This is a genomic window from Telluria sp. ZT3P25 (assembly GCF_059685895.1).
Genome location: NZ_JCASIJ010000001.1, coordinates 4,122,502 through 4,147,574 on the forward strand (window position 1 = coordinate 4,122,502; position 25,073 = coordinate 4,147,574).

The following is a 25,073-nucleotide window of genomic DNA, read 5'->3' on the forward strand; positions in this document are numbered from 1 at the left end:
CCCTGCAACGTGCTGCATGCGACGAACTGCAAAAACGGCGCCGTGGGCTGCATGCCCCCGGCGCGAGCCGTGTCAGCCCTTGCCAGGCCGCGTGGTATCGAACAGCGTCTTGAATTCGTGTGGCTGCGAGCGCCAGTACTGCGGCGGCGCACTCACCTGCGCCCCCAGTTCGGCCGCCGCGTGCCACGGCCAGCGCGGGTCGTACAGCATCGCGCGCGCCAGGGCGATGACGTCCGCCTGGCCCGCCTGCAAAATGGCTTCGGCATGACGCGCCTCGGTGATCAGGCCCACGCCGATCGTCGGCAGACCCGTGTCACGCTTGATCCGTTCGGCGAAACCGATCTGGTAGCCCGGCTCCACCGGAATCTTCTGGGCGGTCGACACGCCACCGCTGGACACGTGGATGAAGTCGCAGCCGATGCGCTCCAGTTCCTGCGCAAAGCGCACGCTCTGCTCGAGGTCCCAGCCGCCATCGACCCAGTCGGTGGCAGAGATGCGCATCCCGAGCGTCATCGACGGCACGGCGGCGCGCACGGCCGCAAAGACTTCCAGGGGATAGCGCATGCGGTTCTCGAGCGAGCCGCCGTATGCGTCGGTGCGGTGATTGGCCAGCGGCGAGAGGAACTGGTGCAGCAGGTAGCCGTGGGCGCCGTGCAGCTCGATCACGTCAAAACCCAGCGCGTGTGCGCGGCGTGCAGCGGCAACAAAACCGTCGCGTACCCGTTCCAGGCCGGCGGCATCGAGCGCCAGCGGTGCGGCGTCGCCTTCGGTATGCGGCACAGCGGACGGGCCTTCGGTCTGCCAGCCGTTAGCCGCGTCAGGGGCGATCTGCGCACCACCCTCCCACGGCACGTTCGTCGACGCCTTGCGGCCAGCATGGCTCAGCTGGATGCCGATCTTGATGGGCGAATGACGGCGCATCGCCGCCAGAATCGGCGCCAGCGCGTCGGCATGCGCATCGGACCACAGGCCCAGGTCATTCGGCGAGATGCGGCCTTCCGGCACGACAGCGGTGGCCTCTAACGTGATCAGCGCAGCACCGGACAGCGCCAGGCTGCCGAGATGGATCATGTGCCAGTCGGTGGGCAAGCCATCGACAGCGGAATACTGGCACATCGGGGCGATGGTGATACGGTTGGACAGCTCGAGGGGGCCGAGCGAATAGGGTGAAAACAGCATGGTCATGGTGGCTCCTGCATATCAAGAGCACCAGTCTAGCCCGACCTGATAATTCGTGTCGTCGACCAAAAAAAAGCGGGGGTCAGGTCTGACATTCGGACACGATCTCGACAATCGCGTAGTGGGAACCAGCTGGCAGAGGGCCATGCTAATACTGGGCAAGACACTGTTGGAAGTGGCTAAGGCTGAGGCCGTGTCCGAATGTCAGACCTGACCCCGGCTGTAAGGCTGAGGTCGTGTCCGAATGTCAGACCTGACCCCAGCTGTGTTATGACAATTTTTGTCGTCAGCCAAAAAAAAGCGGGCCGTGGCCCGCTTGGCTTTACCGGATGCGCACCACCATGATCCCGGCGCGCAGCCCTACCCTTACATCCGGGTTCGGGAACACGACCAGTTCTTCGTCGTGCTGCACCGTGTAGGTCGTTGCACCATCCTGCGCGATGACCTCACCTTTTTGCATCGGCGTGAAGTTCCAGGTCTCGCGCCCTACCTGCATGCTGAACGCGTCCGACAGCTTGATGATCGACTGCGCCGTTGCGAATACGCGCGGTGGCGCGGTCGCTGGCTGTGCCGGCTGCCCGCGCAGCAGGCGATCCAGCGCGCTCGATGCGGCGGCAAACTGCGACAGGTCATTCTGCCCCAGCGTGCCAACACGACCCAGTTCGACCGTGCTGCTGGCCGCGCCGAGATGCTCGGCCGTGAAGTAACTGTAGGTGCCGGCCGATTCGGGATTCATGATGATCGCTTCGATCCCCGCCTCGCCGAGCCACCCCATCAAGCTCGCGCGCGCCGCATCGGCAATCAGTTCCGGCACGATCGCGAACATCGGATAGTGCGATGGCCTGATTGCCGTGTGCAGGTCGAGGTGCCAGCGCGCCGGGCCACTGCCCTCGAAAAACGCGCGGGTCGCCTCGATCAGCACATCGGCGCGCCCCGCTTCGAATGTCCCGGCCAGCGAGCCGCGTTCGGCGCGGAACATCCGGTTCAGGTCCGCGTCGATGAAACGCTTGCCGGCGCGGATGGCGTCGATATGCCCGACACACAGCATCAGGTCCACCGCCAGCGCGCTGGCGGAACGCGACAGCGCGTCGACCAGATACGCCACCATCTCGATCGGCCCCGTCTCGTCGCCATGCACACCGACCGACACCAGCACGCTGGGGCGATCGGCGTCCAGGGTGGCGGCGCGCACCGTCAGGATGCCTGACGCCGGCAACGCGACGACAAAGCCGGCATCACGAAAGCGCTGCGCGACCGCGCCGAAGTCGGCTTCGGCCAGCGCGCGCACCGCTTCCGGCAACCCTGCTGCAGCTGGGGTGCTCATCTCAGTGCGCATCTCAGTGCCCATATCACGCGGCCAGACGTTCTGGCGAGAGGCCTTCTGACAGCGCCCACACGTCCAGCATCGCCTGCTCCAGCTCCGTCGGCGGGGCAAAGCCCGTCAAGCCGCGTGCGGCGGTCACTTCGTCCACCGCTGCCTGCATGTCGTTGCCGTTGTGGCCCGCATATTCGATCACCTGCAGCAGCAGGCGCTGTTGCGCGCGGCGCAGCGATTGCAGCGCGTAGTTGCGCAGCTGTTCCTGCGACTTGCTCTGCGCCGGCAGCTTCAGGCCCAGTTCCAGCGTGTCGATGCCGACCTGCTGGCGCAGCAGCGTGCCGACCTGCAGGAACTGCAGCAGCGACATGCCTTCTGGCCGTGGCACCGAGACCGCCGCGAACAGGAACGAGGCTTGCGACTCGATGATCTCGACCGCCTTCCAGGCCGCCGCGAACTGCGGTGGCAGGCCCGTATGGCCATCGGCCTCGGAGCGGAACTTGGCAGCCGCGCTTTCGTCGGCTTCGGCGAACAGCGTCGAGAGCTCGTCCAGGCCTTGCGAGCCTGGCGGCAGCGACAGCACGCCTTCGATCGTGGCGCGTTGCAGCGCGCGGGTGCGGTTATCGACCGAGACCGACACGTCGCGCGGCACCACCAGGGCGTCGGCGTCGAGCGCATCGAACACCGGCGCCAGGTGCAGCGCAGCCCAGGCCTTGGCCCACGCCCTGACGACTTCGGTGTCGTCGATGCGGTGTTCCAGCGCCAGGTCGCGCAGCATCAGCGGGCCGCAACGGTTGACGGCTTCGTTGGCCAGCACGGTGGCCAGGATGGCATTGGCCAGCGGATGGTCCAGCGGATCGCGGGTGGCGACCAGCTGCGCCGGGAAGTACGGCCGTAGCAGCGCATCGGCCCAGACTTCGTCGGTCAGCGGCAGTGCAGCCAGCGTGCGCTTGAAGCGGTTCTTGACGTTGGCAATGACCACCGCCAGTTCCGGCGCCGTCAGGCCCAGGCCCAGCGCCTTGCGGCGCAGCAGTTCGGCGTCGCTCGGGAGCTGTTCGAGCTCGCGCGAGACGGCGCCTTCGGCTTCCAGGTTGGCGATCAGGGCGATGTAGCCGTCGACCACTGCGCCGGTGGCCTGCGCCTGCACTTCACGCGTCAGCAAATGCGTCTGCAGCGTGTTGTCGCGCAGGACCAGGCGCTCGATCTCGCCGGTCATTTCGTTCAGCGTGCGATTGCGGTCGGTTTCCGACAACTGGCCGGCATTGACTTCGGTATCGAGCCAGATCTTGACGTTGACTTCATGGTCCGAGCAATCCACACCGGCCGAGTTGTCGATCGCATCGGTGAAGATGCGGCCACCGGCGAGCGCGAACTCGATGCGGCCGGCCTGGGTCGCGCCCAGGTTGCCGCCTTCGCTCACCACCTTGCAGCGCAGCTCATTGCCGTTGACGCGGATCTGATCGTTGGCGCGGTCCTTCACTTGTGCATGCGTCTCGGTCGAGGCCTTGATATAGGTACCGATGCCGCCGTTGTAGAACAGGTCGACCGGCGCCTTGACGATGCGGTGCATCAGTTCCTGTGGTGCCAGCGACGTCTCTTCGATCTGCAGTGCCTCGCGGATCTGCGGCGAGAGTTCGATCGAGCGGGCATTGCGCGGGTACACGCCGCCGCCGGCCGAGATCAGGCTCTTGTCATAGTCTTCCCACGACGAGCGTGGCAGCGCGAACATGCGCTCGCGTTCCTTGAACGAGACTTCGACGTCCGGCGTCGGGTCCAGGAAGATGTGGCGGTGGTCGAACGCCGCCACCAGTTTCAGCTGGCGCGACAGCAGCACGCCGTTGCCGAACACGTCGCCCGACATGTCGCCCACGCCGGTCATCGTGATCGGGTTGTTGGCCAGGTCGTGGCCCAGTTCATAGAAGTGGCGCTTGACCGCTTCGAACGCGCCCTTGGCGGTGATGCCCATCTTCTTGTGGTCGTAGCCGTTCGAGCCGCCCGACGCGAACGCGTCGCCCAGCCAGAAGCCGCGCTGCACGGCGATGCTGTTGGCGATGTCCGAGAACGTCGCGGTGCCCTTGTCGGCTGCCACCACCAGGTACGGATCGTCCTGGTCGTGACGCACGGTTGCCTCTGGCGGCACGATCTCGCCGCGCACGCGGTTGTCGGTCACTTCCAGCAGGCTGGCAATGAACAGGCGATACACGGCTTCGCCCTCGGCGGCGACCACGTCGCGCGCCGCATCCTTCGGCATCTGCTTGCAGACAAAGCCGCCTTTCGAGCCGGCCGGCACGATGACGGCGTTCTTGACCATCTGCGCCTTCACCAGGCCCAGCACCTCGGTGCGGTAGTCTTCCATGCGATCCGACCAGCGCAGGCCGCCGCGGGCGACCGGGCCGCCGCGCAGGTGCACGCCTTCGAAGCGGCGCGAGAACACGTAGATTTCGCGGAACGGCCGTGGTTCCGGCGCCAGCGCCAGGTCGCTCGTGTCGACCTTGAAGATGATTTTTTCGCCGCTGTTCTGGAAGTAATTGGTGCGCACGGTGGCCAGCGCCAGGTCGATCAGCGCCGCCATGATTTCTTCGGTGTCGGCGTGGTTCACGCCCGGCAGGCTGGTTTTCAGCAGGTACAGCGCGCTGCTGCCTTCATTGCGTTGTTCGTCGGTCAGGGCCGGATCGAAGCGCTGCATGAAGCCGTTGACGAATTCCTTGACCAGGCCTGGCTGGGCGCGCAGCGTTTCGGCCATGTAGCGCACCGAGAACTTCGAGCCGAGCTGACGCCAGTAGCTGATGTACGCGCGCACCAGCTGCACTTCGCGCAGCGACAGGCCGCCTTCGATGGTCAGGCCGTTCATACGGCCATCTTCGGCTTCGTCGTTGAACAGGGCCGAGAACAGTTCTTCGGCCACTTTGCCGATGCCCGGCTTGGTGAGTTTGGCGGCGCTTTCGGCGTCGACCGACAGCGCGGTCACGTAGCGGCGCACGCCATCCAGGCCCGTGTGGCGGAAGGTCTGCTCGCGGTCGACCGCGATACCGGCGTTCTGCAGCGCCGGCAGGATGCGCGACAGCGACGGCACGGTCTCGCTCGAATACAGGCGGATCGAGGTGCCGGCAGCGTCATCCTGCTCGATGCGCGCGGTCACGCGATCCGGACGGCAGCGCGTCAGCAGTGCGTGCACGTCGCGGAACGCCGTTTCGGGCGCCGTGGCAGAGACAAAACTCACCGGCAACGTTGGCACCACCTTGCGCATCAGGCTGCGCAGGCGGCTTTCATCGACGCTGTTGGTCAGCTGGGCAAAGCGGTCATGCCAGCCATCGAGCACGCCCAGCAGCGGCGCCTGCAGATCGGTTTCCAGGTCGAGCGGATAGCGGGCCGCATGCGCGATCAGGTACACGCGCGCCAGCGGGCCATCGGCCACCAGGGTCTGGACGTCGACGTCGCGCGCGCCCGAGCTTTCCTTCAGGGCGGCTGCCAGGCTCGCGGCCACGGCAGCGCTGAAGCGCTCGCGCGGCAGGTACACCAGCACGTTCAGGTGGCGGCGATACACGTCGCGGCGTGCAAACACCTTGGCGCGCGGCTGCTTGTACAGCGACACCACGGCGCTGCAGACTTCGGCCAGCCATTCCGGCTCGGCTTCCAGCGCTTCGTTGCGCGGCAGCGATTCGAGGATCTCGATGAATTTCTCGGCGCGGAAGCCTTCCTGGCGCACGCCGGCGATGCCGAGCACCTTGGCCACGCGGCCACGGGCGAACGGCAGGCGTGCCAGCGGGGTCGAGGTGGCAGCGCGCGTGAACAGGCCAATGAAGCAATGCTCGCCCAGGATGCGGCCCTGCGCGTCGGTATCGCGCACGCCGATGAAGTCCAGCGGCTGGTCGCGGTGCAGCGTGCCGGCCACGTCGGCCTTGACGATCGACAGCGTATCAGCACGGCGCGACAGCGTATCGAGGTCGCCCGGGATGCTGGCCAGGCAATCGCCATACACCGGATGCGCCGTGTCTTTCAGCACGCCGATGCGGCTGCCCAGATCGCGTTCGAGTTCGCGCTCGCCCGCCTTGACGACGTAGTAGGCGTAGCCGAACGGCTCGAAGCCTTCGTTCTTGGCCCATTCGAGGAAGGCAGCAGCCTCCTGGCCGTCAGGCGTGCCGGCGGCAGCAGCGGCTGCGGCCACGGCGGTCATGCGGTCGCCCATGGCGACGGCGTCGCGCTGCACGGTGGCGGCGTCGCTGGCGACCATGCGGATGCGCGCGGTCAGCTTGTCGAGTTCTTCGTACTGCAGTTCGTCGTTCAGCAGGCACAGGACGATGGATTCGAGCGGGCTGCCCGCTTCGCCGATGGCGGCCAGCGCGCCCGTGGCGTCGCGGCGTACCGGCAGCACGGCGTTCATGACGCCGGCGGCGACGATGCGCTCCTTGCGCAGTGCCATGACGAACGAGTCGACCAGGTACGGGCGGTCATCGTTGAGAATCAAGAGTGCGGTGGCCTTGCCGCCGCGGCCGTCCGAGTAACCCATCGTGGCGATCTGCGCGCCAGGGCCGGTGCGCTGGGCCAGTTGCGAGAAACCGTCGACCAGCACGGGCGCCAGGCTGTGCGGCGCGGTGCCGGCCAGGTCTTCGTCGTCGAGCGACTCGAGCCAGGCGGCGATCAAGGCATTGACCTGCGCGCTGCCGGCCGATTGACTGGCCGAACCGTTCTCGTTGATCAGCGCCAGCGTCTGGCCGCGCAAATCGTTGGGCATATCTTTCATCTTGCTTCTCCAAAGTTGTGTGCCTGGCGCGCCGCAGCTCGTGGCATGGCGCTGCCCTGCTTTATATGGACAGGGATTACCCGCCCGAATCCTGCTGTTACAAGTCGTACAGCCCCGGCAAGCCGAGGATGCGTGTGAGTTCTTCCAGCGCGGCGGCGCATTCCAGCGCCAGCTGCGGGTCCATCAGATCCTGCGTTTCGATGCGGTCGCGATAATGGCGTTCGACCCACGCAACCAGTTGCGCGTATAGCGCCTCGGTCATGATCACGCCCTGGTGCATCGCGGCCGCCTCGGCGTCGGTCAGCGCCACGCGCAGGCGCAGGCACGCCGGCCCGCCGCCATTGCGCATGCTCTGGCGCAGATCGAATTCGATCAATTCATCGATCGGTCCGCGCCCCGCCAGCAAGCCTGCCAGATAATCGGCAACCGCGGCGTTCTCGCGGCATTCGTGCGGCACCACCAGCGCCATGCGCCCGTCCGCCTTCGACAGCAGCTGGCTGTTGAACAGGTAGCTGGCGACGGCGTCGCCCACCGCCACCTGGCTCGTCGCCACGCGCACCGGATGCAGCTCGGTGCCGGCAACGGCCAGCGCGCGCCGCAGCGCGTCGAGCGTGCCCGCTTCATCGGCAAACGCCTGCTCGTGATAGAACAGCACATTGCCATTGCCGACCGCGATGACGTCGTTATGAAAGACGCCCTGGTCGATCACGTCCGGGTTCTGCGACGCAAACACGGTGCGCGCCGGATCCAGGCCGTGCAGGCGCGCGATGGCTTGCGAGGCTTCGAGCGTCTGGCGCGCCGGGTATTTTTTCGGCGCCGGGGCCGAGGGGTCGAACTCGACGCGGCCATACACGAAGAACTCGACGCCGGCAGCGCCGTGGCTCGCGGCAAAGCGCGTGTGGTTGGCCGCGCCTTCGTCGGCAAAAGCCGGCACCGGTGGCAGCGGGTCGTGCACCATGAAATGTTCGCTGTTGCCGAAGATCGCGCGCAGCGTGCGCGTGGCCTGCACATGTTCTTCGGAGCGGTGCAGCTTGTTGTTCAGGTTTGCGGCCGTGAAGTGCACGCGGCCATCGAGCGAATCGGCCGACGGGCTGACGGTGGCCGCGTTGGCGGTCCACATCGGTGCAGCCGACCAGGCGCAGGCCAGGATCACGGGGGCTTCACGATAAGCGCGGGCCAGCACGTCGGCATCGGTGCCCGAAAAACCCAGGCTGCGCAGCAACCTGAAATTCGGGCGACCCTGCGGCGGCATCACCGCCTGCGCAAAGCCGCGCGCGGCCAGCTCACGCATCTTGGCCAGGCCCTGCAAGGCGGCCTGGCGCGGATTGGAGCTGCTGCGCACATTGCTGAACGAGGCCACGTTGCCGAACGAGAGGCCGGCGTAGTTGTGCGACGGGCCAACCAGCCCGTCAAAATTGAATTCGCGTGCATCGCGCATGGTCAACCTCCTTCGGCCGGGAAGCTCAAGCCAGGCGAGAGCGTGGCCGGCATGTCCAGCACCGGGTTCTCGATCGAGGCGACCGGATAGGCGCAATAGTCAGCGGCGTAATACGCGCTCGGGCGATGGTTGCCCGATTTGCCCACGCCGCCGAACGGCGCCGAGCTGGCCGCGCCGGTGGTCGGCCGGTTCCAGTTCACGATGCCGGCGCGGGCGCGCACGGCAAAGCGTTGCCACAGGTCTTCTGATGGCGACAGCAGGCTTGCGGCCAGGCCGTAGTCGGTGGCGTTGGCCACGCGCAGTGCCTCGTCGAAACTCGCCACGCGGATCACCTGCAGCAAGGGGCCGAACCATTCTTCGTCCGGGACGCCCTGCGCATCGGTCGTGTCGACGATGCCGGCGGTGACGAAGCCGGTGTTCGGGTCGAGCTGGCGCATCGCCAGCAGCAGCTTGCCGCCTTTCGCGACCATGTCTTCCTGCGCCTGCACCAGGCGCGCGGCGACGGCGCTCGAGACGACGGGCCCCATGAACGGCTGCGGCTCGGCGTTCGACGGGCCAACCTGCAACTGCGCGGCCACGGCCACCAGGCGCGCCAGGAACGCGTCGCCGGCAGCGCCGTTTTCGATCACGAGGCGGCGCGCGCAGGTGCAGCGCTGGCCGGCCGAGATGAAGGCCGACATCACCGTGTGGTGCACGGCCGCGTCGATGTCTTCCACTCCCCACACGACGAGCGGATTGTTGCCGCCCATTTCCAGCGCCAGCATCTTGCCCGGCTGGCCACCGAACTGTTTATGCAGCGCGGCGCCGGTCTGGCTGCTGCCCGTAAACAGCACGCCGTCGATCAGCGCTTGCTGGCCCAGCGCGATGCCGGTGTCGCGGCCCCCGTTGACCAGGTTCAGCACGCCCTTGGGCAAACCAGCCTGCTCCCACAGCTGCACCGTCTTGACGGCCGTGCGCGGTGCGTATTCGCTGGGCTTGAACAGCAGCGTGTTCCCTGCGATCAGCGCCGGCACGATGTGGCCGTTCGGCAGGTGGCCCGGGAAGTTGTACGGCCCGTAGACGGCGAACACGCCGTGCGGACGGTGGCGCAGCACGGCGTTGCCGTCGGCGACCTTGGTTGCGCTCTCGCCGGTGCGGGCAGCGTGCGCCTGGACCGAGATGTCGATCTTGTTGGCCATCGTCGCGACTTCGGTGCGCGCCTCCCACAAAGGCTTGCCCACTTCTTCGGCGATCGTCGCGGCGAGCGACTCGGCGTTGTCCTTCAGCAGATCGCGAAAACGCGTGGCGATGGCGATGCGCTCGGCCAGCGGCGTTAACGCCCAGGCTTCGAAGCTGTCGTGCGCGGCTTGCGCGGCGCGCGCGATGTCATCCGGGCTCGAGGCATTGCTGATCCAGGTCTGGCGGCCGGTCGATGGGTCGATCGTCGCGAGTTCAGCGCCGCTGCCGGCGAGCCATTCGCCGTTGATGTAATTCGAGAGATTAGCCATGGGTGTTTTTCCTGGTATTGAGTGTCAGGGTACGCACGTTGTCGCCGGCGGCGATGCGCAGCAGCGCCAGCTCGTCGGGACTCAGGACCACGCTGCCCGCGCCGGGCACGGCGCGCGTGAGGATCATCCGGAAGTCGTCCAGACGCGTGTTCGACACCAGCATGTGTTCGGTGTCGTGGGCGATGTCCTTGGGCGCACCCTCGACCACCTCGCCGGCGTCGATCGCCGGCAAGCCTTGCGCCGCCACGGCCAGCACGCTGTCGCGCACCGCGCGCAGTTCGGACACGCGGCCCTGCAGCACGGGGCCGGCGTCGAAGATGTCGACGTAGCCTTCGTAGTACATGCCCTCTTGCTCGAGCAGGCGGCGCGCTGGCTGGGTCGAGGTGTGCACCTTGCCGATGACGTCAATCGCCGATTGCGGCAGGTAATCGACATACAGCGGCTGGCGCGGCATCAGTTCGGCGATGAAGGATTTCTTGCCGATCGCGGTCAGGCCGTCGACATGGTTGAAATCCATCTTGAAGAAGTGGCGGCCCAGGCCTTCATAGAACGGCGAATCGCCGCCCTCGTCCTGGTAGCCGCGCATCTCGGCGATGATCTTTTCGGTAAACAGCTGCTGGAACTGGGCAATGAACAGGAAGCGGCTCTTGGAGAGCCACTTGCCGTTGAAGCCCACGCGGTATTCGGGCAGCAGGAACAGCGAGCACAGTTCGGTCGAGCCGGTGAGATCGTTCGACAGGTACAGCGTCTCCATGCGCGTGAAGACATTCAGTTCGCGGCTGCAGTGCACCAGCGTGCCGATGCGGTAGTTGTAAAACGGCTCGGTCAGGCCCACCGCGCCCTTGATCGCGCAGACGCCGGCGATGCTGCCGTCCTGCGGCTGTTCGAGCACGAACATGTAGTCGCGCTGCTCGGGGCGGATGGTTTCGGCAAACGACGCCTCGGACGTGGCCAAGCGCTGGCCGAGCATCTCGGGGTCGGGCTTCAGGGTCGTCATGCCACTGCCGGCCTGGTGCGCCATATTGATCAGGGCATCCAGGTCGGATGTTTTGGCGGCGCGGATCACGAGCATGATGCTTCTCCTTCGATGCGCAGGCACACGACCTCGTCGCCCGCTGCGACGCCAAGTGCTTGCTGGACGTCGCGCGGCAGCGCGATCGTCGATGCGTGATCGAGCGGCGAAGAGTGCAGCGTCACGGCCCGGAAGCCATTGTCGACGCTGGCGACGGCGTACGCCACCGGCGCGCCGTGATTCGGCGACTCTTGCCCGGCGGCGGCCACGCGCAGGCGCTGCGAAGCGCCGAACGAACGCAGCGCGTTCTTGTGCGCCTGCAGGATCGGGCCGCCGTCGAAGATGTCGATGTACTCGTCGGCTTCAAAGCCCTCTTGCGCCAGCAGATCAAACGCCATCTGGCCGCCCGGATGGATCTGGCCCAGCGCCGCCTGGGCGTCGCCCGGCAGCAGCGGCACGTAGACGGGATAGTGCGGCATCAGTTCGACGATCAGCGTGCGGTTGCGGGCGCCTTCGATCAGGCGCTCGGCTTCGAGAAAGTCCATCTTGAAAAACTTGCGGCCCAGCGCATTCCAGAACGGCGACTGGCCATCAGCATCGACGCGCCCGGCCAGCGGCACGAAGAAGCGGTCGCCAAAGCGGTGCGGTGCGAGCATCGCGTACAGCAGGCGCGCGCGCGACAGCAGCGCCGCCTCGACGCCCGCGCTCTCGCGGTTGCGGACAAAAAAACCCGACAGGTGCGAGTAGGCAGTCAGCTCGGAGCACAGCGTGAGTGCGTGCACGTTGTGGCTGATGTTCAGGTCGCGCGAGACCTGCTGGATGACATCGTTGCGAAACGCGAAATAGGTGCCGTTCGAGCCGGCCGACGCGTGGATGGCGGCGGTGCCGACGACCTCGCGCGAGCGCAGGTCTTCGAGCACGAACAGATACGATTCTTCGCTTGGAATATCGACTTGCGCGGCGAACGAAGCGAGCGAGCGCTCGACGGCGGCATTGATGCCTTCGCGCGTGCGCGGGAGCGTATGCACCCCCGGCATCGAAATAGCGGCCATCGCTTCGAGCGCGCCGATATCCGCGCGATCTACCGGACGGACAACATACATGTGGTCTCCCTGTGGGTCAATGCGTGCAGCCGGCCGCCTGGTTCAAGGCGGCCGGCGGGTCCGATGCATCAGGCGGCGTCGGGTGCAGGCACGGGTGCCTCTTTGCGTGGCGCCGCAGGTTCGTCGATGGCGTCGGCCAGGAATTCGGCCACGGCGGCGCGCATGATGCGGTTCGCTTCGGCGATCTGCGCGTCCGAGACGATCAGCGCCGGCGCCAGGCGCACGACGTCCGGACCGGCGATCAGGAGCATCAGGCCCATCTTCTCGGCGATCTTGGTGAAGTCCTTCGAGCGGCCTTTCGACGTTTCCGCCATCGGCAGGCCCAGGAGCAGGCCCATGCCGCGCGGCTGGCCGAACACCTGCGGAAAATCCGCTGCCAGTTGCAGCAGGTTCGTCATGATCGCCACGTTGGCTTCTTTCACGCGCGCGAGGAAGGCCGGCTGGTTGATGATCTCCAGGACCTTCAGGGCGACGGTAGTGGCCAGCGGGTTGCCACCGTAGGTCGTGCCGTGGCTGCCCACGCCCAGGTGCTTGGCGATCTCGGTGGTGGTGAGCATCGCGCCGATCGGGTAGCCGTTGCCCAGTGCCTTGGCCGATGTGAGGACGTCCGGCTTGACGTTCATCTGCTCGTAGGCGAACAGCGTGCCGGTGCGGCCCATGCCCGACTGGACTTCGTCGAAGATCAGCAGCGCGCCGGTCTGGTCGCACAGCTCGCGCAGCGCTTTCAGGTAGTCCGGGTTGCCGGGGATGACGCCGCCCTCGCCCTGGATCGGCTCGACGATCACGGCCGCGACATCATCGGTAATCGCGGCGCGTGCGGCCTCGATGTCGTTGTACGGGATGTGGCTCAGTTCCGGTGGCAGCGGCTCGAAGCCTTCAGTGTATTTCGACTGGCCGCCGACCGACACGGTAAACAGCGTGCGGCCGTGGAACGAGGCCAGGCACGAGACGATGCGCGACTTGTGCGGACCGAACTTGGTGTGCGCGTATTTACGCGCGAGCTTCAGGGCCGCTTCGTTGGCTTCGGCCCCCGAGTTGCAGAAGAACGCGCGTTCGGCGAACGTCGCTTCGGTTAGCGCACTGGCCAGGCGCAGCACCGGCTCGTTGGTGTAGCCGTTGCCGAGGTGCCAGAGGGTGTTGAGCTGCTTGGTCAGCGCTTCGTTTACTTCAGGATGGGCGTGGCCCAGCGAGGTGACGGCGATGCCCGAGGTGAAGTCCAGATACTGCTTGCCTTCCTGGTCCCACAGGTCCAGGCCCGATGCACGCACCGGCACCATGGCGGCCGGGGCGTAGGTCGGGACCAGGACGTCGTCGAAGGTCTGGCGGGTGACAGACCGCGTGGCGATACCCGAATCAAGCTGAGCGTTCATGGCTTTTTCCTCATCCAATCAATGTAAATGGCGCGGGACAAGTCTCCCGCATGATCAATTCATTATAGAAACGCTGGCCGACAACTTCTTTTAGAAGTGCGACAGGCATTTTCATTTTTGACGCTACCGGACGGCGCTATTGCGCCAGCTTCCGCTGCCGCTCCTCGCGCGGCGTATTGCCGAACAAGGCCCCGAACGCCGTCGAAAAGTGCGAGCCCGACGAAAATCCGCACATCAGCCCCACCTGGACGATCGAGTGATTGGTGTCGAGCAGGAGCTGGCGCGAGCGGCGCAAGCGCAGTTCGAGGTAGTAGCGCGATGGCAGGCTGCCCAGGTATTGCTTGAACAGGCGCTCGAGCTGACGCCGCGAAATGCCGGCCAGCTGGGCGATCTCGTCGGTGGACAGCGGCTCTTCGATATTGGCTTCCATCAGCGCCACCGCCTCGGACAGTTTCGGTTGCAGCGCACCGAAGCGGGCTTGCAGCGCCACGCGCTGGCGCTCGTCCGGGCCGCGCACGCGGTCGATGCACAGCGTTTCCTTCACCTGTGCCTGGACGGTCGCGCCAAACAGCAGGTCGACCAGCGTCAGCGCGAAGTCGATACTGGCCGCGCCGCCGCAGCAGGTGAGGCGGTTGGCGTCGAATTCGTACAGGTTGGGGGTGAGCAGGGCCTGCTCGGCCTGGGCATTGACGTCCGGGTACAGCGCCCAGGGCAATGCGGTGCGCACGCCGTGCAGGACGCCCGCGTCGGCCAGCCACAGCACGCCGGCGCCGACGCCGCCCCAGAACGGCGCGGCGCGGCAGCGTTCGACCAGCGCGCGCAGATTGGCCGGACGCAGCGCCGCTTCGGCCTCGTCGGCCACCAGCAGCACCAGGTGCCAGTGACGCTGGGCGTCGCCCATGAATTTGTCGGGACTGCGCACGTCGACGTGCAGGCGCTCGGGCCCCAGCACCTTGGCGGCCAGCCGCAGCGGCTGGTACAGCCCGGACCAGGTCAGCGCGTCCGGCTCGCCGGCGTTGACCAGGAGCACGCGCAGCAGCCGCTCCTGGGTCAGCAGGGACAGGTCAGGCTGCATCGCGGCGGATGGTCAGGGTCACGAAAAGGAAATGGCCACAGGCCTGTGCAAACGACATGGGCGTACATCATACCGGAGAACATTCGCGCAACGGGACTGTGGCCGCCTGCCCGGTAATATTGCGTATCGGTGGACGCGTGGTGCTACCGGCAAGGCAGCGGGCGGCTATAATCCCGGCCCATGGGGGAACGATATCTAAAAAGCGTCCGACTGCTGGCCGAGTGCATGCAGAGTTTCGAGCGCGTCTCGGGCGACGCCGTGCGCCAGAATGGCTTGACGCATGCGCAGTTCGATATCATCGCCACGCTCGGCAACACGAGCGGCATGACCTACAAGGAGCTGGGCGAGCGCACGCTGATCACCAAGGGCACGCTCACCGGCGTCATCGAGCGCCTGGAGCACAAGGGCCTGGTACTGCGCGAGCGCAGCTGCGACGACAAGCGCTCGTTCTTCGTGCGCCTCACGCCAGCCGGCGAACAGGTATTCTGCGATGTGTTCCCGCTCGTGATCGCACGCGGCAAGGAATTGTTCCACGCTTACAGCGACACCGACTTCGCCACGCTCGAAACCGCCCTGACGCTGCTGCGCACCCGCATCGCCAGCCACGGCAACGGTCCCCTGCCATCACCACCCCACCTGAAGGAAACGCCTTGAAAACCGCCCTCATCGACGACAAGAAGCCCGCCCATTTCGACAAGCACATCATCGGCAACATCCTGCTCGACGTCGCCCCCCTGGATGAAGTCCAGCAAGAACCGATGCTGATCGGTGTGCGCAACGAAGCCGGCGAAATCTACCGCCTGATCGGCGCCACCAAGCTCAACAGCTACATGAACGCGGTCGAAGAACTGTTCGACCTGGGCCTGGCCGACGAGCTGGAAAACACCGAAGAGCCAAAAGAAGGCTGCGACGCCATCTTCAGCGAAGCGTAATCCGGTCGCAGGGATGCCACAGGCTAAGGCCCGTGGTTCTCTAGAGCAATATATTTGGTCGCGTTCGGATGGGTTGGGGGTATAATTTTTTGATGGACCAACTCTCCTCCCTCGACAGCATCGCTGCTGAAGCCAGCAGGGGCGAACTCACGTTCCCCACCAGCGTTCACGCATCGCTCAAGTTGCAGCGGGCGTTGAGCGAACCCGACTGCCATATCGACGCCGCCGCCCGCCTCGTGCAGGCCGAGCCGCTGCTGGCCGCGCGCACGGTGGCGATCGCCAACTCGGTCGCCTATAACCGCTCCGGCAACGACGTTACGAGCGTGCCCGCCGCCGTGCAGCGGGTGGGCTTTCGCACGCTGGGCGCGCTGGCCGCGTCCGTCATCGTGCGCCAGCTGGCCAGCGAAATCCGTGACCCGGGCCTGCGCAAGAAGGCCGACCAGCTCTGGACGCACTCGGCCCACGTGGCCGCACTGGCCCAGGTGATCGCGCGCCGCGTCTCGTTCGTCGACCCTGAAACCGCGCTGTTCGCCGGCATCGTGCACGAAGTCGGCGGCTTTTACCTGCTGTCGCGCGCGGAAGCGATGCCGGGGCTGCTGGACGATAATCTCGACGCCTGGCTCGACCATGGCGAAGCGGCCATCGGTCGCGGCGTGCTGCACCAGCTGGCCGTGCCTGCGCCCGTGATGAGCGCCATTGAAGCGTTGTGGGACGGCATGCGCGCGCTGCCACCCGAAACCCTGGGCGACACGCTGCTGCTGGCCAATGACCTGGCACCGTTCCCGTCACCGCTGTTCGCACCCGTGGGCGCCACGACCTATGCAGGCGCGGCCACGATCGACTTCGTGTTCGGCCACGGCACGCTCAAGGGCGTAATGGCAGAGTCGGGCGAAGAGGTCAAGAGCCTGACCTCGGCGCTGCTGTAGGCAAAAAAAATGCCCGCTCGGTGAGGAGCGGGCCAAAGTCCAAAACTAGGGATGTCCTGAAAGAGACAGCCTGATCTTATGTCTCGTGAAGAGCGTTCTCGGTGCGCTGACTCACACTGGACGCATTTCAAGCGTCTTATTCGACCCTTCTTTTTCCGCGCGACATTGCTATGGCTCGCGTGCCGGGCCCATTCCCGCTTTCTGCTAAGGTCATTCTCATATCCGGCGCACGCAACTGTGCGCCCCGACCTTCTGGAGAATCCCATGAAAATCAGCTTGCAGGACCAGGTGGTGCTCGTCACCGGCGGCGATTCCGGCATCGGCCGTGGCATCAGCCTTGCGTTTGCCGAGGCCGGCGCGCATGTCGTCGTCAATTACAACAGCAGCCGCGACAAGGCCGAAGAAGTCGTCGCCCAGATTACTGGCGCCGGAGGCCGCGCCGTCGCGGTCCAGGCCAATGTCGGGCACGAAGACGACGTCACGCGCCTGTTCGACGAAACCATTCAAGCCTTTGGCGGCATCGATATCCTGGTATCCAATTCGGGTATCCAGAAAGACGCCCCAATCGCCGAGATGACGCTCAAGGACTGGCAGACTGTCATCGACGTCAACCTCACCGGCCAGTTCCTGTGCACGCGCGCGGCCATCCGGCACTTTCGCGAGCAGGGCAACCGTGGCCGCATGCGCGCCAACGGCGCCATCCTGTGCATGAGTTCCGTGCACGAGATCATTCCCTGGGCCGGCCACGTCAACTACGCCGCGTCAAAAGGGGGCATCGGCATGCTGATGCGTTCCCTGGCGCAGGAAGTGGCGCCCGATCGCATCCGCGTCAACGCCATCGCACCAGGCGCCATCCGCACGCCGATCAATGCCGAGGCCACCGAAGGCGCGGCCGCCGACAAGCTGCTCAAGCTGATCCCGTATGGCCGCATCGGCGACGTGGAAGACGTGGCGGCGCTCGCGCTGTTCATGGCATCCGACCTGGCCGACTACATGACCGGCACCACGGTGTATGTCGATGGCGGCATGACGCTGTATCCGGGCTTCGAAGACAATGGTTGAACGTTCAGGCAACCCGGCGCCCAACCCCCCGGCCACCCCGCCACCACGGCCCATCGCCAACCACGGCGCCATCGGCAACCTGGCCACGATGGCGCTCGTCGCCACCGACGGCACGATCGACTTCTTGTGCTGGCCCGACTTCGACAGCCCCAGCATATTCGCCGCCCTGCTCGACCCGGACAAGGGCGGCCACTTCACGCTGGCCCCGCAGATGGCCGATGCGCGCGTCGTGCAGACCTACCTGCCCGACACCAACGTCCTGCTCACGCAGTGGCTGAGTGACGAGGCCAGCGTCCAGGTCACCGACCTGATGGCCGGTCCCGAAGAAATCGGCCACGGCGCGGCGCGTCTGCTGCGCCGCGTGCAAGTCACCAAGGGCGACGTGTGCATGCGGCTCGATTGCCAGCCGCGCTTCGACTATGCGCGCCTGCAGCCCGAGGTCAGCATCACGCAGGGCCAGGTGGTGTTTTCCGCCGCCGGGGCGCCGTCGCTGCGCCTGTGCGCACCGGTCGACTTCACCGCTGTCGACGGCGGCGCCGGCGCCACCTTCGTGCTGAAGGCAGGCGAGTCGATCGACATCGTCATGGACGAAGAAGGCGACCCGCCCCTCGACCAGGCGGCGCGCGATGCGCTGGTGGTTGACGTGGTCGCGCACTGGCGCAACTGGGCCAGGCGCTCGACCTACAAGGGCCGCTGGCGCGAGGACGTCACGCGCTCGGCGCTGGTGCTCAAGCTGATGACATCGCGCCGTCATGGCTCGATGGTCGCTGCCGCCACCTTCGGCCTGCCCGAGGTGCTGGGCGGCTCGCGCAACTGGGATTACCGCTCGACCTGGATCCGCGACGCGTCGTTCACCGTCTACGCGCTGATGCGGCTTGGCTACACCGACGAAGCCAAGGCGTTCACGCGCTGGTCGGCCGAGCGGCCCGCCCATGGACCGGATGACGGCCAGCTGCGCATCATGTACGCGCTGGACGGTGGCGAAGTGCAGGCCGAAGTCGATCTCGATCACCTGGCTGGTTATGCCGGCTCGCAGCCGGTCCGGATCGGCAACGACGCCGCGACCCAGCTGCAGCTCGATATCTTCGGCGCCCTGCTCGACGCGGTTTACCTGAGCAACAAGTATGGCGAAGCGATCTCGCACGCCGACTGGCTGGGTGTGTGCCACGTGGTCGGCTTCGTGTGCGACAACTGGCGCCGGCCCGACGCCGGTATCTGGGAAGGCCGCGAAGCGCCGCGCGAGCACCTGCACTCGCAACTCATGTGCTGGGTGGCGGTCGACCGGGCGATCCGCCTGGCCAGCAAGCGCTCGCTGACCGCACCGTTCGACCGCTGGATCGCGGCGCGCAACGACATCTCCAACTACATCTGGGCCACGTTCTGGAACAAGGAACTGGGCCACTTCGTGCGCAGCAAGGGCTCTACCGACCTCGATGGCGCGATGCTGATGATGCCGCTGGTGCGCTTCATCGGTTCGACCGACCCGCAGTGGCTGGCCACGCTCGACGCCATCGGCGACCAGCTTGGCGATGACGCACTGGTGCTGCGCTACGACCGCGACGATGGCCTCGAGGGCGAAGAAGGCGCGTTCGCGGCCTGCTCGTTCTGGTACGTGGAATGCCTGGCGCGCGCCGGGCGCATGGAGCAGGCGCACAACAATATGGAGAAGCTGCTCGCCTACGGCAACCATGTCGGGCTGTACGCCGAAGAGTTCACTGGCAAGGCCGAACTGCTCGGTAACTTTCCGCAGGCGTTCACGCACCTGGCCCTGATCAGCGCCGCGACGTATCTCGACAGCGCGCTCGATGGCAGGAACAACCATCCGTGGCAGTTGTGATCGCTTAAGCCATCTCGATCACGATCTTTCCGAACGGGCCTGCCGCCAGGTGCGCCAGCGCCTCCGGCAGCGCCGCCAGCGGATAGCGCCGGTCGATCACGGGCGCAATGCCGGTGCGGTCCACCGCGCGCACCAGCGCCTCGAGAGCGCGCCGGTGGCCGACGCTGATCCCCTGCAGCGTGACCTGCTTGCGCAGCATCAGGCCGGACGAGCCCGAGAACGTGAAGCCGTCGAACACGCCGATCAGCGAAATCCGTCCCTGCACCGCCACCGCATGGAGCGCGCGGTCCAGGTGCGCGCCGCCCACCATCTCGAGCACATGATCGGCGCCCCGCTCGCCGGTGATGCGGTACACCGCCTCGACCCAGTCCTCGCGCGCATAATTGATCAGGTGCGCCGCACCCAGCGCCCTGGCCCGGTCGAGCTTGGCGTCGCTGGACGAGGTCACGATCGCCGTCGCGCCATGCGCCACCGCCAGCTGCAGCGCGAACAGCGAGACACCGCCCGTGCCCTGGATCAGCACCGTCTGGCCGGCGTGCAGCCGCCCGTGCTCGACCAGCGCGCTCCAGGCAGTCAGGCCGGCCACCGGCAGCGTACTGGCCTGCGCATCGTCCAGGCGTTCGGGCGCCGTCACGAACCAGTCTTCCGGCAGCGCCACATACTCGGCCAGCACGCCGGGCGCCGCGCCTCCGAGCGTATGGGCGGGCGGATGGCGCGCAGTCCCCGCAGGCAAGCCATCAAACCAGCCCGCCTCGAAGGTCGAGATCACGCGCTGGCCCGGCTGCAAGCGCCGCGCGCCTTCCCCAGCCGCGACGACGACACCGCACAGGTCCGAGCCCGGCGTCAGCGGAAACACCGGCGGAATGCCCATGCCAGCATCAATCGCCAGCAGGTCGCGGTAGTTCAGCGCCACCGCACCAACGCGGACCAGGACCTCGCCCGGACCAGGCTGGGGCACCGGCGCGCTCGCCAGTGTCAGGTTGTCGCGGCCGGGCGCGGCCAGGCGCCAGTGGCGCATCGTGGTTGGAAGCATGAGATAACCTTTAGAGCAGATTGATATGGCTGCCATGGTAATTGCGGATATCCCGGATAATTAGCCCCAAAAACATCACATGATTTATGCCGAAAGTTCTTGAATGACTGCCATTGTCGATACCTCCGCCGGCCTGGCCGCGTTTGTCCGCACGATCGAGACCGGGTCGTTCAGCGATGCTGCGCGCCTGCTGGGCGCGAGTCCCTCGGCGGTATCGAAAAGCGTGGCGCGGCTGGAAGCGCGGCTCGGTGTGCGCCTGATCCAGCGCTCGACACGCACGCTGGCGCTGACGGCCGAAGGCGCGCTGTATTTCGAGCGGGTGGCGCCGCTGATCCAGGCGCTGGCCGATGCGGAGCAAGCGCTACGCACGCCAGCCGATGTGAGCGGCCTGCTGCGCGTGGCGGCGCCAAGTGACCTGGGCCGCACCGTGTTTGCCGGCTGGGCCGAGCGTTTCGCGCTCGCGCATCCCCGGCTCAAGCTCGAACTGGGGATTGCCGACCGCCAGGTCGACCTGATCCGCGAAGGGTATGACGTGGCGATCCGCGTTGGCGCCCTGCTGGACAACCGCCTGACGGCGCGCCGCTTGACGACGCTGCAGCCGGTGCTCGTTGCCGCGCCCGCTTACCTGGCGCGGCGCGGGCAGCCGGCCACGCAGGCCGACCTGGCCGAGCACGCCTGCCTGCGCTACCTGACGCCGGCAGGCCCCTTCCCCTGGACCTGGGCCGACGGCAGCAGCCTGGTGCCGGACGGTCCGTTCGACACCAACGATGGGGTCGTATTGCGCCAGGCTGCGCTGGCAGGCGCCGGTATCGCCCAGCTGGCCCGGATCGCCGTGGCGGACGATCTGGCCGCCGGCCGCCTCGACATCGTGCTGCCACACTTGCCAATGCCAGGGCTGGAGGTCCACGCGCTGCATGCCTACGGACGGCAGGCGCCGCAGCGAGTGCGCTTGTTCATTGCCTTTTTGCAGCAGCAATTTGCAGCCGACCACGCTTAGCGCCAGGGCAAAAAAAACCCGCGCCGTTGCCGGGGCGGGTGAAGTCCAAAACTAGGGATGTCCTGAAAGAGACAGTTCCACTATAAATACGGGCACATCGCGGCTCCGTGCGTTGACACACACAAAGCCGCAATCGTGCAATCGGTCAGACGACGGCGCCGTCGGTGTCGTCTTTCTCTTTGACTGGCTTGATCAGGTCTTCACGCTTGACGCCCAGCCACATCGCCACGGCCGCCGCCACGAACACCGACGAGTAGATACCAAAGCAGATACCGATGGCCAGTGCAATCGCGAAGTAGTGCAGCGCATAGCCGCCGAAGAACAGCATCGACATGACCATCATCAGCGTCGAGCCGTGCGTGATGATCGTGCGCGAAATCGTGCTGGTAATCGCGTGATCGATCACTTCCGGCACGCTCATGCGGCGCTGCTTGCGGAACATTTCGCGGATCCGGTCGAAGATGACGACCGACTCGTTGACCGAGTAGCCCAGCACCGCCAGCGTTGCCGCCAGCACCGTCAGCGAGAACTCCCACTGGAAGAACGCGAAGAAGCCCAGGATGATGACCACGTCGTGCAGGTTGGCGACCACGGCGGCGACAGCGAATTTCCATTCGAAGCGGATCGCCAGGTAGACCACGATGCCCAGGATGACCATCAGCAGCGCGTTCAGGCCGTTCTGGGCCAGCTCCTCGCCGACCGACGGGCCGACGAACTGCACTTGCTGCAGGCTGATCAGCTCTTGCCCGCCTGGTGCGACGCAGCTGGTGCGGTTGAGCACTTCACCCTTGTCGGTCGTCGTTTGCGTCTGCTTGGTCGTGCCCTGCTCGTCACGGCAAATCGCGTTGAACACGGCCGTCGAGCTGCTGGCCGCCGGCGCGCCTGCGACGATTGGCAGGCGCAGCATGATGTCCTGCGCGGTGCCGAAGCTGGCCACCTCAGGGTGCGAATAGCCCATGCCGCGCAGCGTGTTGCGGATCTTTTCCTGGTCCGCCGCTTTCGGATAGAGCAGCTCCATCACCGTGCCGCCCGTGAACTCCACCGAGAAGTTCAGAGGTTTGGTGATCAGGAAGAACACCGCCGCCACGAATGTGATCACCGAGATCGCATTGAGGACCAGCGCGTGGCGCATGAACGGGATGTCCCGTTTGATCTTGAAAAATTCCATTGTCGTATCCCGGTGCTTACTTCTTGTTAGGCGTCATGCCAGGCTGCCAGACCGTGCCGATCGAAATCTTCGTCAGCTTCTTCTGGCGGCCGTACCACAGGTTGGCGAAACCACGTGCCACGACCACGGCCGAGAACATCGAGGTCAGGATGCCCAGGCAGTGGACCACGGCGAAGCCGCGCACCGGACCGGAACCGAAGATCAACAGCGCCAGGCCGACGATCAGCGTGGTGACGTTGGAGTCGACGATGGTGTCCCAGGCATGCTTGGAACCGGCCGAAATCGCTGCCTGTGGCGTCGCGCCGGCACGCAGCTCTTCGCGGATACGTTCGTTCACCAAGACGTTCGAGTCAATTGCCACGCCCAGGGCCAGCGCGATTGCCGCGATACCCGGCAGCGTCAAGGTGATCTGCATGATCGACAGCAGGGCCAGCAGGAACAGCACGTTGGCCGCCAGCGCCAGCGCCGAGAACACGCCGAACAGGTGGTAGTAGATGATCATGAAGATCGCGATCGCCACGAAGCCCCAGATGGTCGAGTGCAGGCCGCGTTCGATGTTCTCGGCGCCCAGTTGCGGGCCGATCACGCGTTCTTCGACGAATTCCATCGGCGCCGACAGCGCGCCCGAGCGCAGCAGCAGCGCCAGCTCGTTGGCGTCCTGCGAGGTGCCCATATTGGTGATCTGGAAGCTCGAACCGAGTTCTTGCTGGATGGTCGGGGCCGACAACACGTTGTAGACGCCCTTTTCTTTCAGCAGGATCGCCATGCGCTTGCCGACGGCGTCACGTGTGGCCAGGCGGATGCGGCGGCCACCGTCGCCGTTCAGGTCGAGCGAAACGGCAGGCTGCTGGTTCTGGTCGAAGCTGGCGGTGGCGCTCGAAATCGATTCGCCGGTCAGGATGATGTCGCGCGAGACGACGATCGGTGCGCCGCGGCCTTCGGTGAACAGCTCCGAGTTCAGCGGAATCGCTGCCGACAGCTCGGTGCCCGGGGTCACGGTGGTGTCGACCATGCGCAGCTCGAGCGTGGCGGTGCGGCCGATGATGTCTTTCGCGCGGGCGACGTCCTGCACGCCTGGCAGCTGGACCACGATGCGGTCGGCGCCCTGCTGCTGGATGATCGGCTCGGTGGTGCCCAGTTCATTGATGCGCTTGGACAGCGTCATGATGTTCTGCTTGATGCCGTCTTCGACCGAGCGCTTGATGGCTTCGGGCTTCAGGCTCACGACCAGCTTCATGTCGGCGCCATCGGCAGCATCGGCAAAGGCCAGCTCGCTCGACTGCGCGGCCAGCACATTGCGGGCATTGCTGCGGGTGGCGGCGTCGCGGAAGCGTACTTCGATGGTGTCGCGCACGCGCTCGATGCCGCTGTGGCGCACGTTCTTGTCACGCAGATTGCTGCGCACGCTCGACTGCAGGGCCTTAACCTTGTTGTCGAGGACTGCCTTGGTGTCGACCTGCAGCAGGAAGTGCACGCCGCCGCGCAAGTCCAGGCCCAGGCTCATCGGCGCTGCGCCAATGGCCGTCATCCAGGCCGGGGTGTTCTTCACCAGGTTGACGGTGACGATGTAATCGGGATTGGCAGGGTCGCGGTTCAGTTCGCGCTCCAAGGCCAGCTTGGCCTTGAACTGCTCTTCGGTACCGGCGAAACGCGCGCGCACCGAGGTGGTGTGGCCCGTGCCTTCAAGGGTGATACCAGTGGATGGAATGCCGGCACGCTTGAGCGCATCCGCAACCACGGTGGTGGAGGCACTCGTGATATTCAGGGTAGAACGGCCTGATGTGACCTGCAACGCCGGCGTTTCGCCGAAGTAGTTGGGCGCCGTGTACAAGGCGCCCAGCAACAGCGCAATGACGATCAGTAGGTATTTCCAGACGGGATAGCGATTCATAGTGTTCCGGCGTTCAGGTTAGGCAGTGCGGGTTGCCCCGCACGGCGCACAGCTAAGGCTTACAGGGCTTTGAGCGTGCCTTTTGGCAGCAGCGTGGTCACCGAATTTTTTTGCACGGTGATTTCGGTACCGACGGCAACTTCCAGGGTCACATAGGCTTCGGCCACTTTCGAAACACGGCCGACGATACCGCCGGCGGTCACGACTTCGTCGCCCTTGGCCAGTGCGTCCATCATGGCTTTCGCCTCTTTCTGGCGTTTCTGCTGAGGACGGATCATCAGGAAATACATGACCACGAACATCAGGATCAGCGGCAGGAAGGTCGTCAGGCTACCCATGATGCCGGCATCGGCGACAGGGGCAGTTTGCGCGTACGCGTTGGAAATGAACACAAGAACTCCGATGGTGAAGTTAAAAAAATAAGCGGTGTATTCTAGCATCGGCCAGAAGCCGCAAACCATATCCGGCAGTATGTCGTCTTGCTTTCAGGTATTGCAAGACAAACCG

Annotated in this window: 19 protein-coding genes; 6 read left to right on the forward strand and 13 right to left on the reverse strand. The window is 65.8% G+C overall.

The window, feature by feature from the left end:
• Positions 1–72: 72 nt before the first annotated feature.
• The 9 genes from AC56LY_RS18305 to AC56LY_RS18345 form a co-directional block, all read right to left on the reverse strand.
• On the reverse strand, positions 73–1,185 hold the full coding sequence (locus AC56LY_RS18305) for an NADH:flavin oxidoreductase/NADH oxidase (RefSeq protein WP_499581824.1): 1,113 nt from the start codon (positions 1,183–1,185) through the stop codon (positions 73–75).
• Between the two features lie 316 nt (positions 1,186–1,501).
• Positions 1,502–2,503: a succinylglutamate desuccinylase gene (locus AC56LY_RS18310; protein ID WP_499581825.1), complete on the reverse strand. Its 1,002-nt coding sequence runs from the start codon at positions 2,501–2,503 to the stop codon at positions 1,502–1,504.
• Between the two features lie 25 nt (positions 2,504–2,528).
• Positions 2,529–7,235 (reverse strand): NAD-glutamate dehydrogenase domain-containing protein, encoded by a 4,707-nt coding sequence (locus AC56LY_RS18315; RefSeq protein WP_499581827.1) that lies wholly within the window; start codon positions 7,233–7,235, stop codon positions 2,529–2,531.
• Between the two features lie 97 nt (positions 7,236–7,332).
• Entirely contained in the window at positions 7,333–8,673 is a 1,341-nt protein-coding gene (gene astB / locus AC56LY_RS18320) for an N-succinylarginine dihydrolase (protein ID WP_499581829.1), read from the reverse strand.
• Positions 8,674–8,675: 2 nt separating this feature from the next.
• Complete coding sequence (gene astD, locus AC56LY_RS18325) at positions 8,676–10,160, reverse strand: succinylglutamate-semialdehyde dehydrogenase (RefSeq protein WP_499581831.1); 1,485 nt, start codon at positions 10,158–10,160, stop codon at positions 8,676–8,678.
• Complete coding sequence (gene astA, locus AC56LY_RS18330) at positions 10,153–11,232, reverse strand: arginine N-succinyltransferase (RefSeq protein WP_258835943.1); 1,080 nt, start codon at positions 11,230–11,232, stop codon at positions 10,153–10,155. The genes astD and astA overlap by 8 nt, the downstream gene beginning before the upstream one ends.
• Positions 11,223–12,275, reverse strand: coding sequence for an arginine N-succinyltransferase (locus AC56LY_RS18335; protein WP_258835944.1), 1,053 nt, complete (start codon positions 12,273–12,275; stop codon positions 11,223–11,225). The genes astA and AC56LY_RS18335 overlap by 10 nt, the downstream gene beginning before the upstream one ends.
• Positions 12,276–12,343: 68 nt before the next feature.
• Complete coding sequence (locus tag AC56LY_RS18340; RefSeq protein ID WP_183555995.1) at positions 12,344–13,645, reverse strand: acetylornithine/succinyldiaminopimelate transaminase; 1,302 nt, start codon at positions 13,643–13,645, stop codon at positions 12,344–12,346.
• A gap of 136 nt (positions 13,646–13,781) precedes the next feature.
• Entirely contained in the window at positions 13,782–14,720 is a 939-nt protein-coding gene (locus tag AC56LY_RS18345; RefSeq protein WP_183555994.1) for a GlxA family transcriptional regulator, read from the reverse strand.
• 225 nt (positions 14,721–14,945) lie between these two features.
• Here AC56LY_RS18345 and AC56LY_RS18350 point away from each other — a divergent pair, with 225 nt between their 5' ends.
• The 5 genes from AC56LY_RS18350 to AC56LY_RS18370 all read left to right on the forward strand — a co-directional run bounded on the left by AC56LY_RS18350 (position 14,946) and on the right by AC56LY_RS18370 (position 19,477).
• Positions 14,946–15,374, forward strand: coding sequence for a MarR family winged helix-turn-helix transcriptional regulator (locus AC56LY_RS18350; RefSeq protein WP_499581833.1), 429 nt, complete (start codon positions 14,946–14,948; stop codon positions 15,372–15,374).
• Positions 15,371–15,652, forward strand: coding sequence for a hypothetical protein (locus tag AC56LY_RS18355; protein ID WP_183555992.1), 282 nt, complete (start codon positions 15,371–15,373; stop codon positions 15,650–15,652). Before AC56LY_RS18350 ends, AC56LY_RS18355 begins: the two co-directional genes overlap by 4 nt.
• Positions 15,653–15,744: 92 nt before the next feature.
• Positions 15,745–16,578, forward strand: a complete 834-nt coding sequence (locus tag AC56LY_RS18360) for an HDOD domain-containing protein (protein ID WP_499581835.1) — start codon at positions 15,745–15,747, stop codon at positions 16,576–16,578.
• Between the two features lie 264 nt (positions 16,579–16,842).
• Positions 16,843–17,640 carry an SDR family oxidoreductase gene (locus AC56LY_RS18365; protein WP_499581837.1) on the forward strand — a complete coding sequence of 266 codons (798 nt, stop codon included), beginning with the start codon at positions 16,843–16,845 and terminating at the stop codon, positions 17,638–17,640.
• Complete coding sequence (locus AC56LY_RS18370; protein WP_499581839.1) at positions 17,633–19,477, forward strand: glycoside hydrolase family 15 protein; 1,845 nt, start codon at positions 17,633–17,635, stop codon at positions 19,475–19,477. The genes AC56LY_RS18365 and AC56LY_RS18370 overlap by 8 nt, the downstream gene beginning before the upstream one ends.
• 4 nt (positions 19,478–19,481) lie before the next feature.
• Here AC56LY_RS18370 and AC56LY_RS18375 read toward each other — a convergent pair whose 3' ends face one another.
• Entirely contained in the window at positions 19,482–20,510 is a 1,029-nt protein-coding gene (locus tag AC56LY_RS18375; RefSeq protein ID WP_499581841.1) for a zinc-dependent alcohol dehydrogenase family protein, read from the reverse strand.
• Positions 20,511–20,613: 103 nt separating this feature from the next.
• On the opposite strand from AC56LY_RS18375, the gene AC56LY_RS18380 reads away from it, so the two are divergent.
• On the forward strand, positions 20,614–21,507 hold the full coding sequence (locus tag AC56LY_RS18380; RefSeq protein ID WP_499581842.1) for a LysR family transcriptional regulator: 894 nt from the start codon (positions 20,614–20,616) through the stop codon (positions 21,505–21,507).
• A gap of 145 nt (positions 21,508–21,652) precedes the next feature.
• On the opposite strand, the gene secF is transcribed toward AC56LY_RS18380, so the two are convergent.
• Genes secF through yajC form a run of 3 tightly spaced genes read right to left on the reverse strand, consistent with a single transcriptional unit; the run spans position 21,653 to position 24,958 of the window.
• A complete protein-coding gene (secF, locus tag AC56LY_RS18385) occupies positions 21,653–22,675 on the reverse strand; it encodes a protein translocase subunit SecF (protein ID WP_499581844.1) in 1,023 nt (340 codons plus the stop codon).
• Between the two features lie 16 nt (positions 22,676–22,691).
• Positions 22,692–24,566, reverse strand: a complete 1,875-nt coding sequence (gene secD, locus AC56LY_RS18390) for a protein translocase subunit SecD (RefSeq protein ID WP_499581846.1) — start codon at positions 24,564–24,566, stop codon at positions 22,692–22,694.
• Positions 24,567–24,625: 59 nt separating this feature from the next.
• Complete coding sequence (gene yajC, locus AC56LY_RS18395; protein ID WP_183555984.1) at positions 24,626–24,958, reverse strand: preprotein translocase subunit YajC; 333 nt, start codon at positions 24,956–24,958, stop codon at positions 24,626–24,628.
• Between the last annotated feature and the right edge of the window lie 115 nt (positions 24,959–25,073).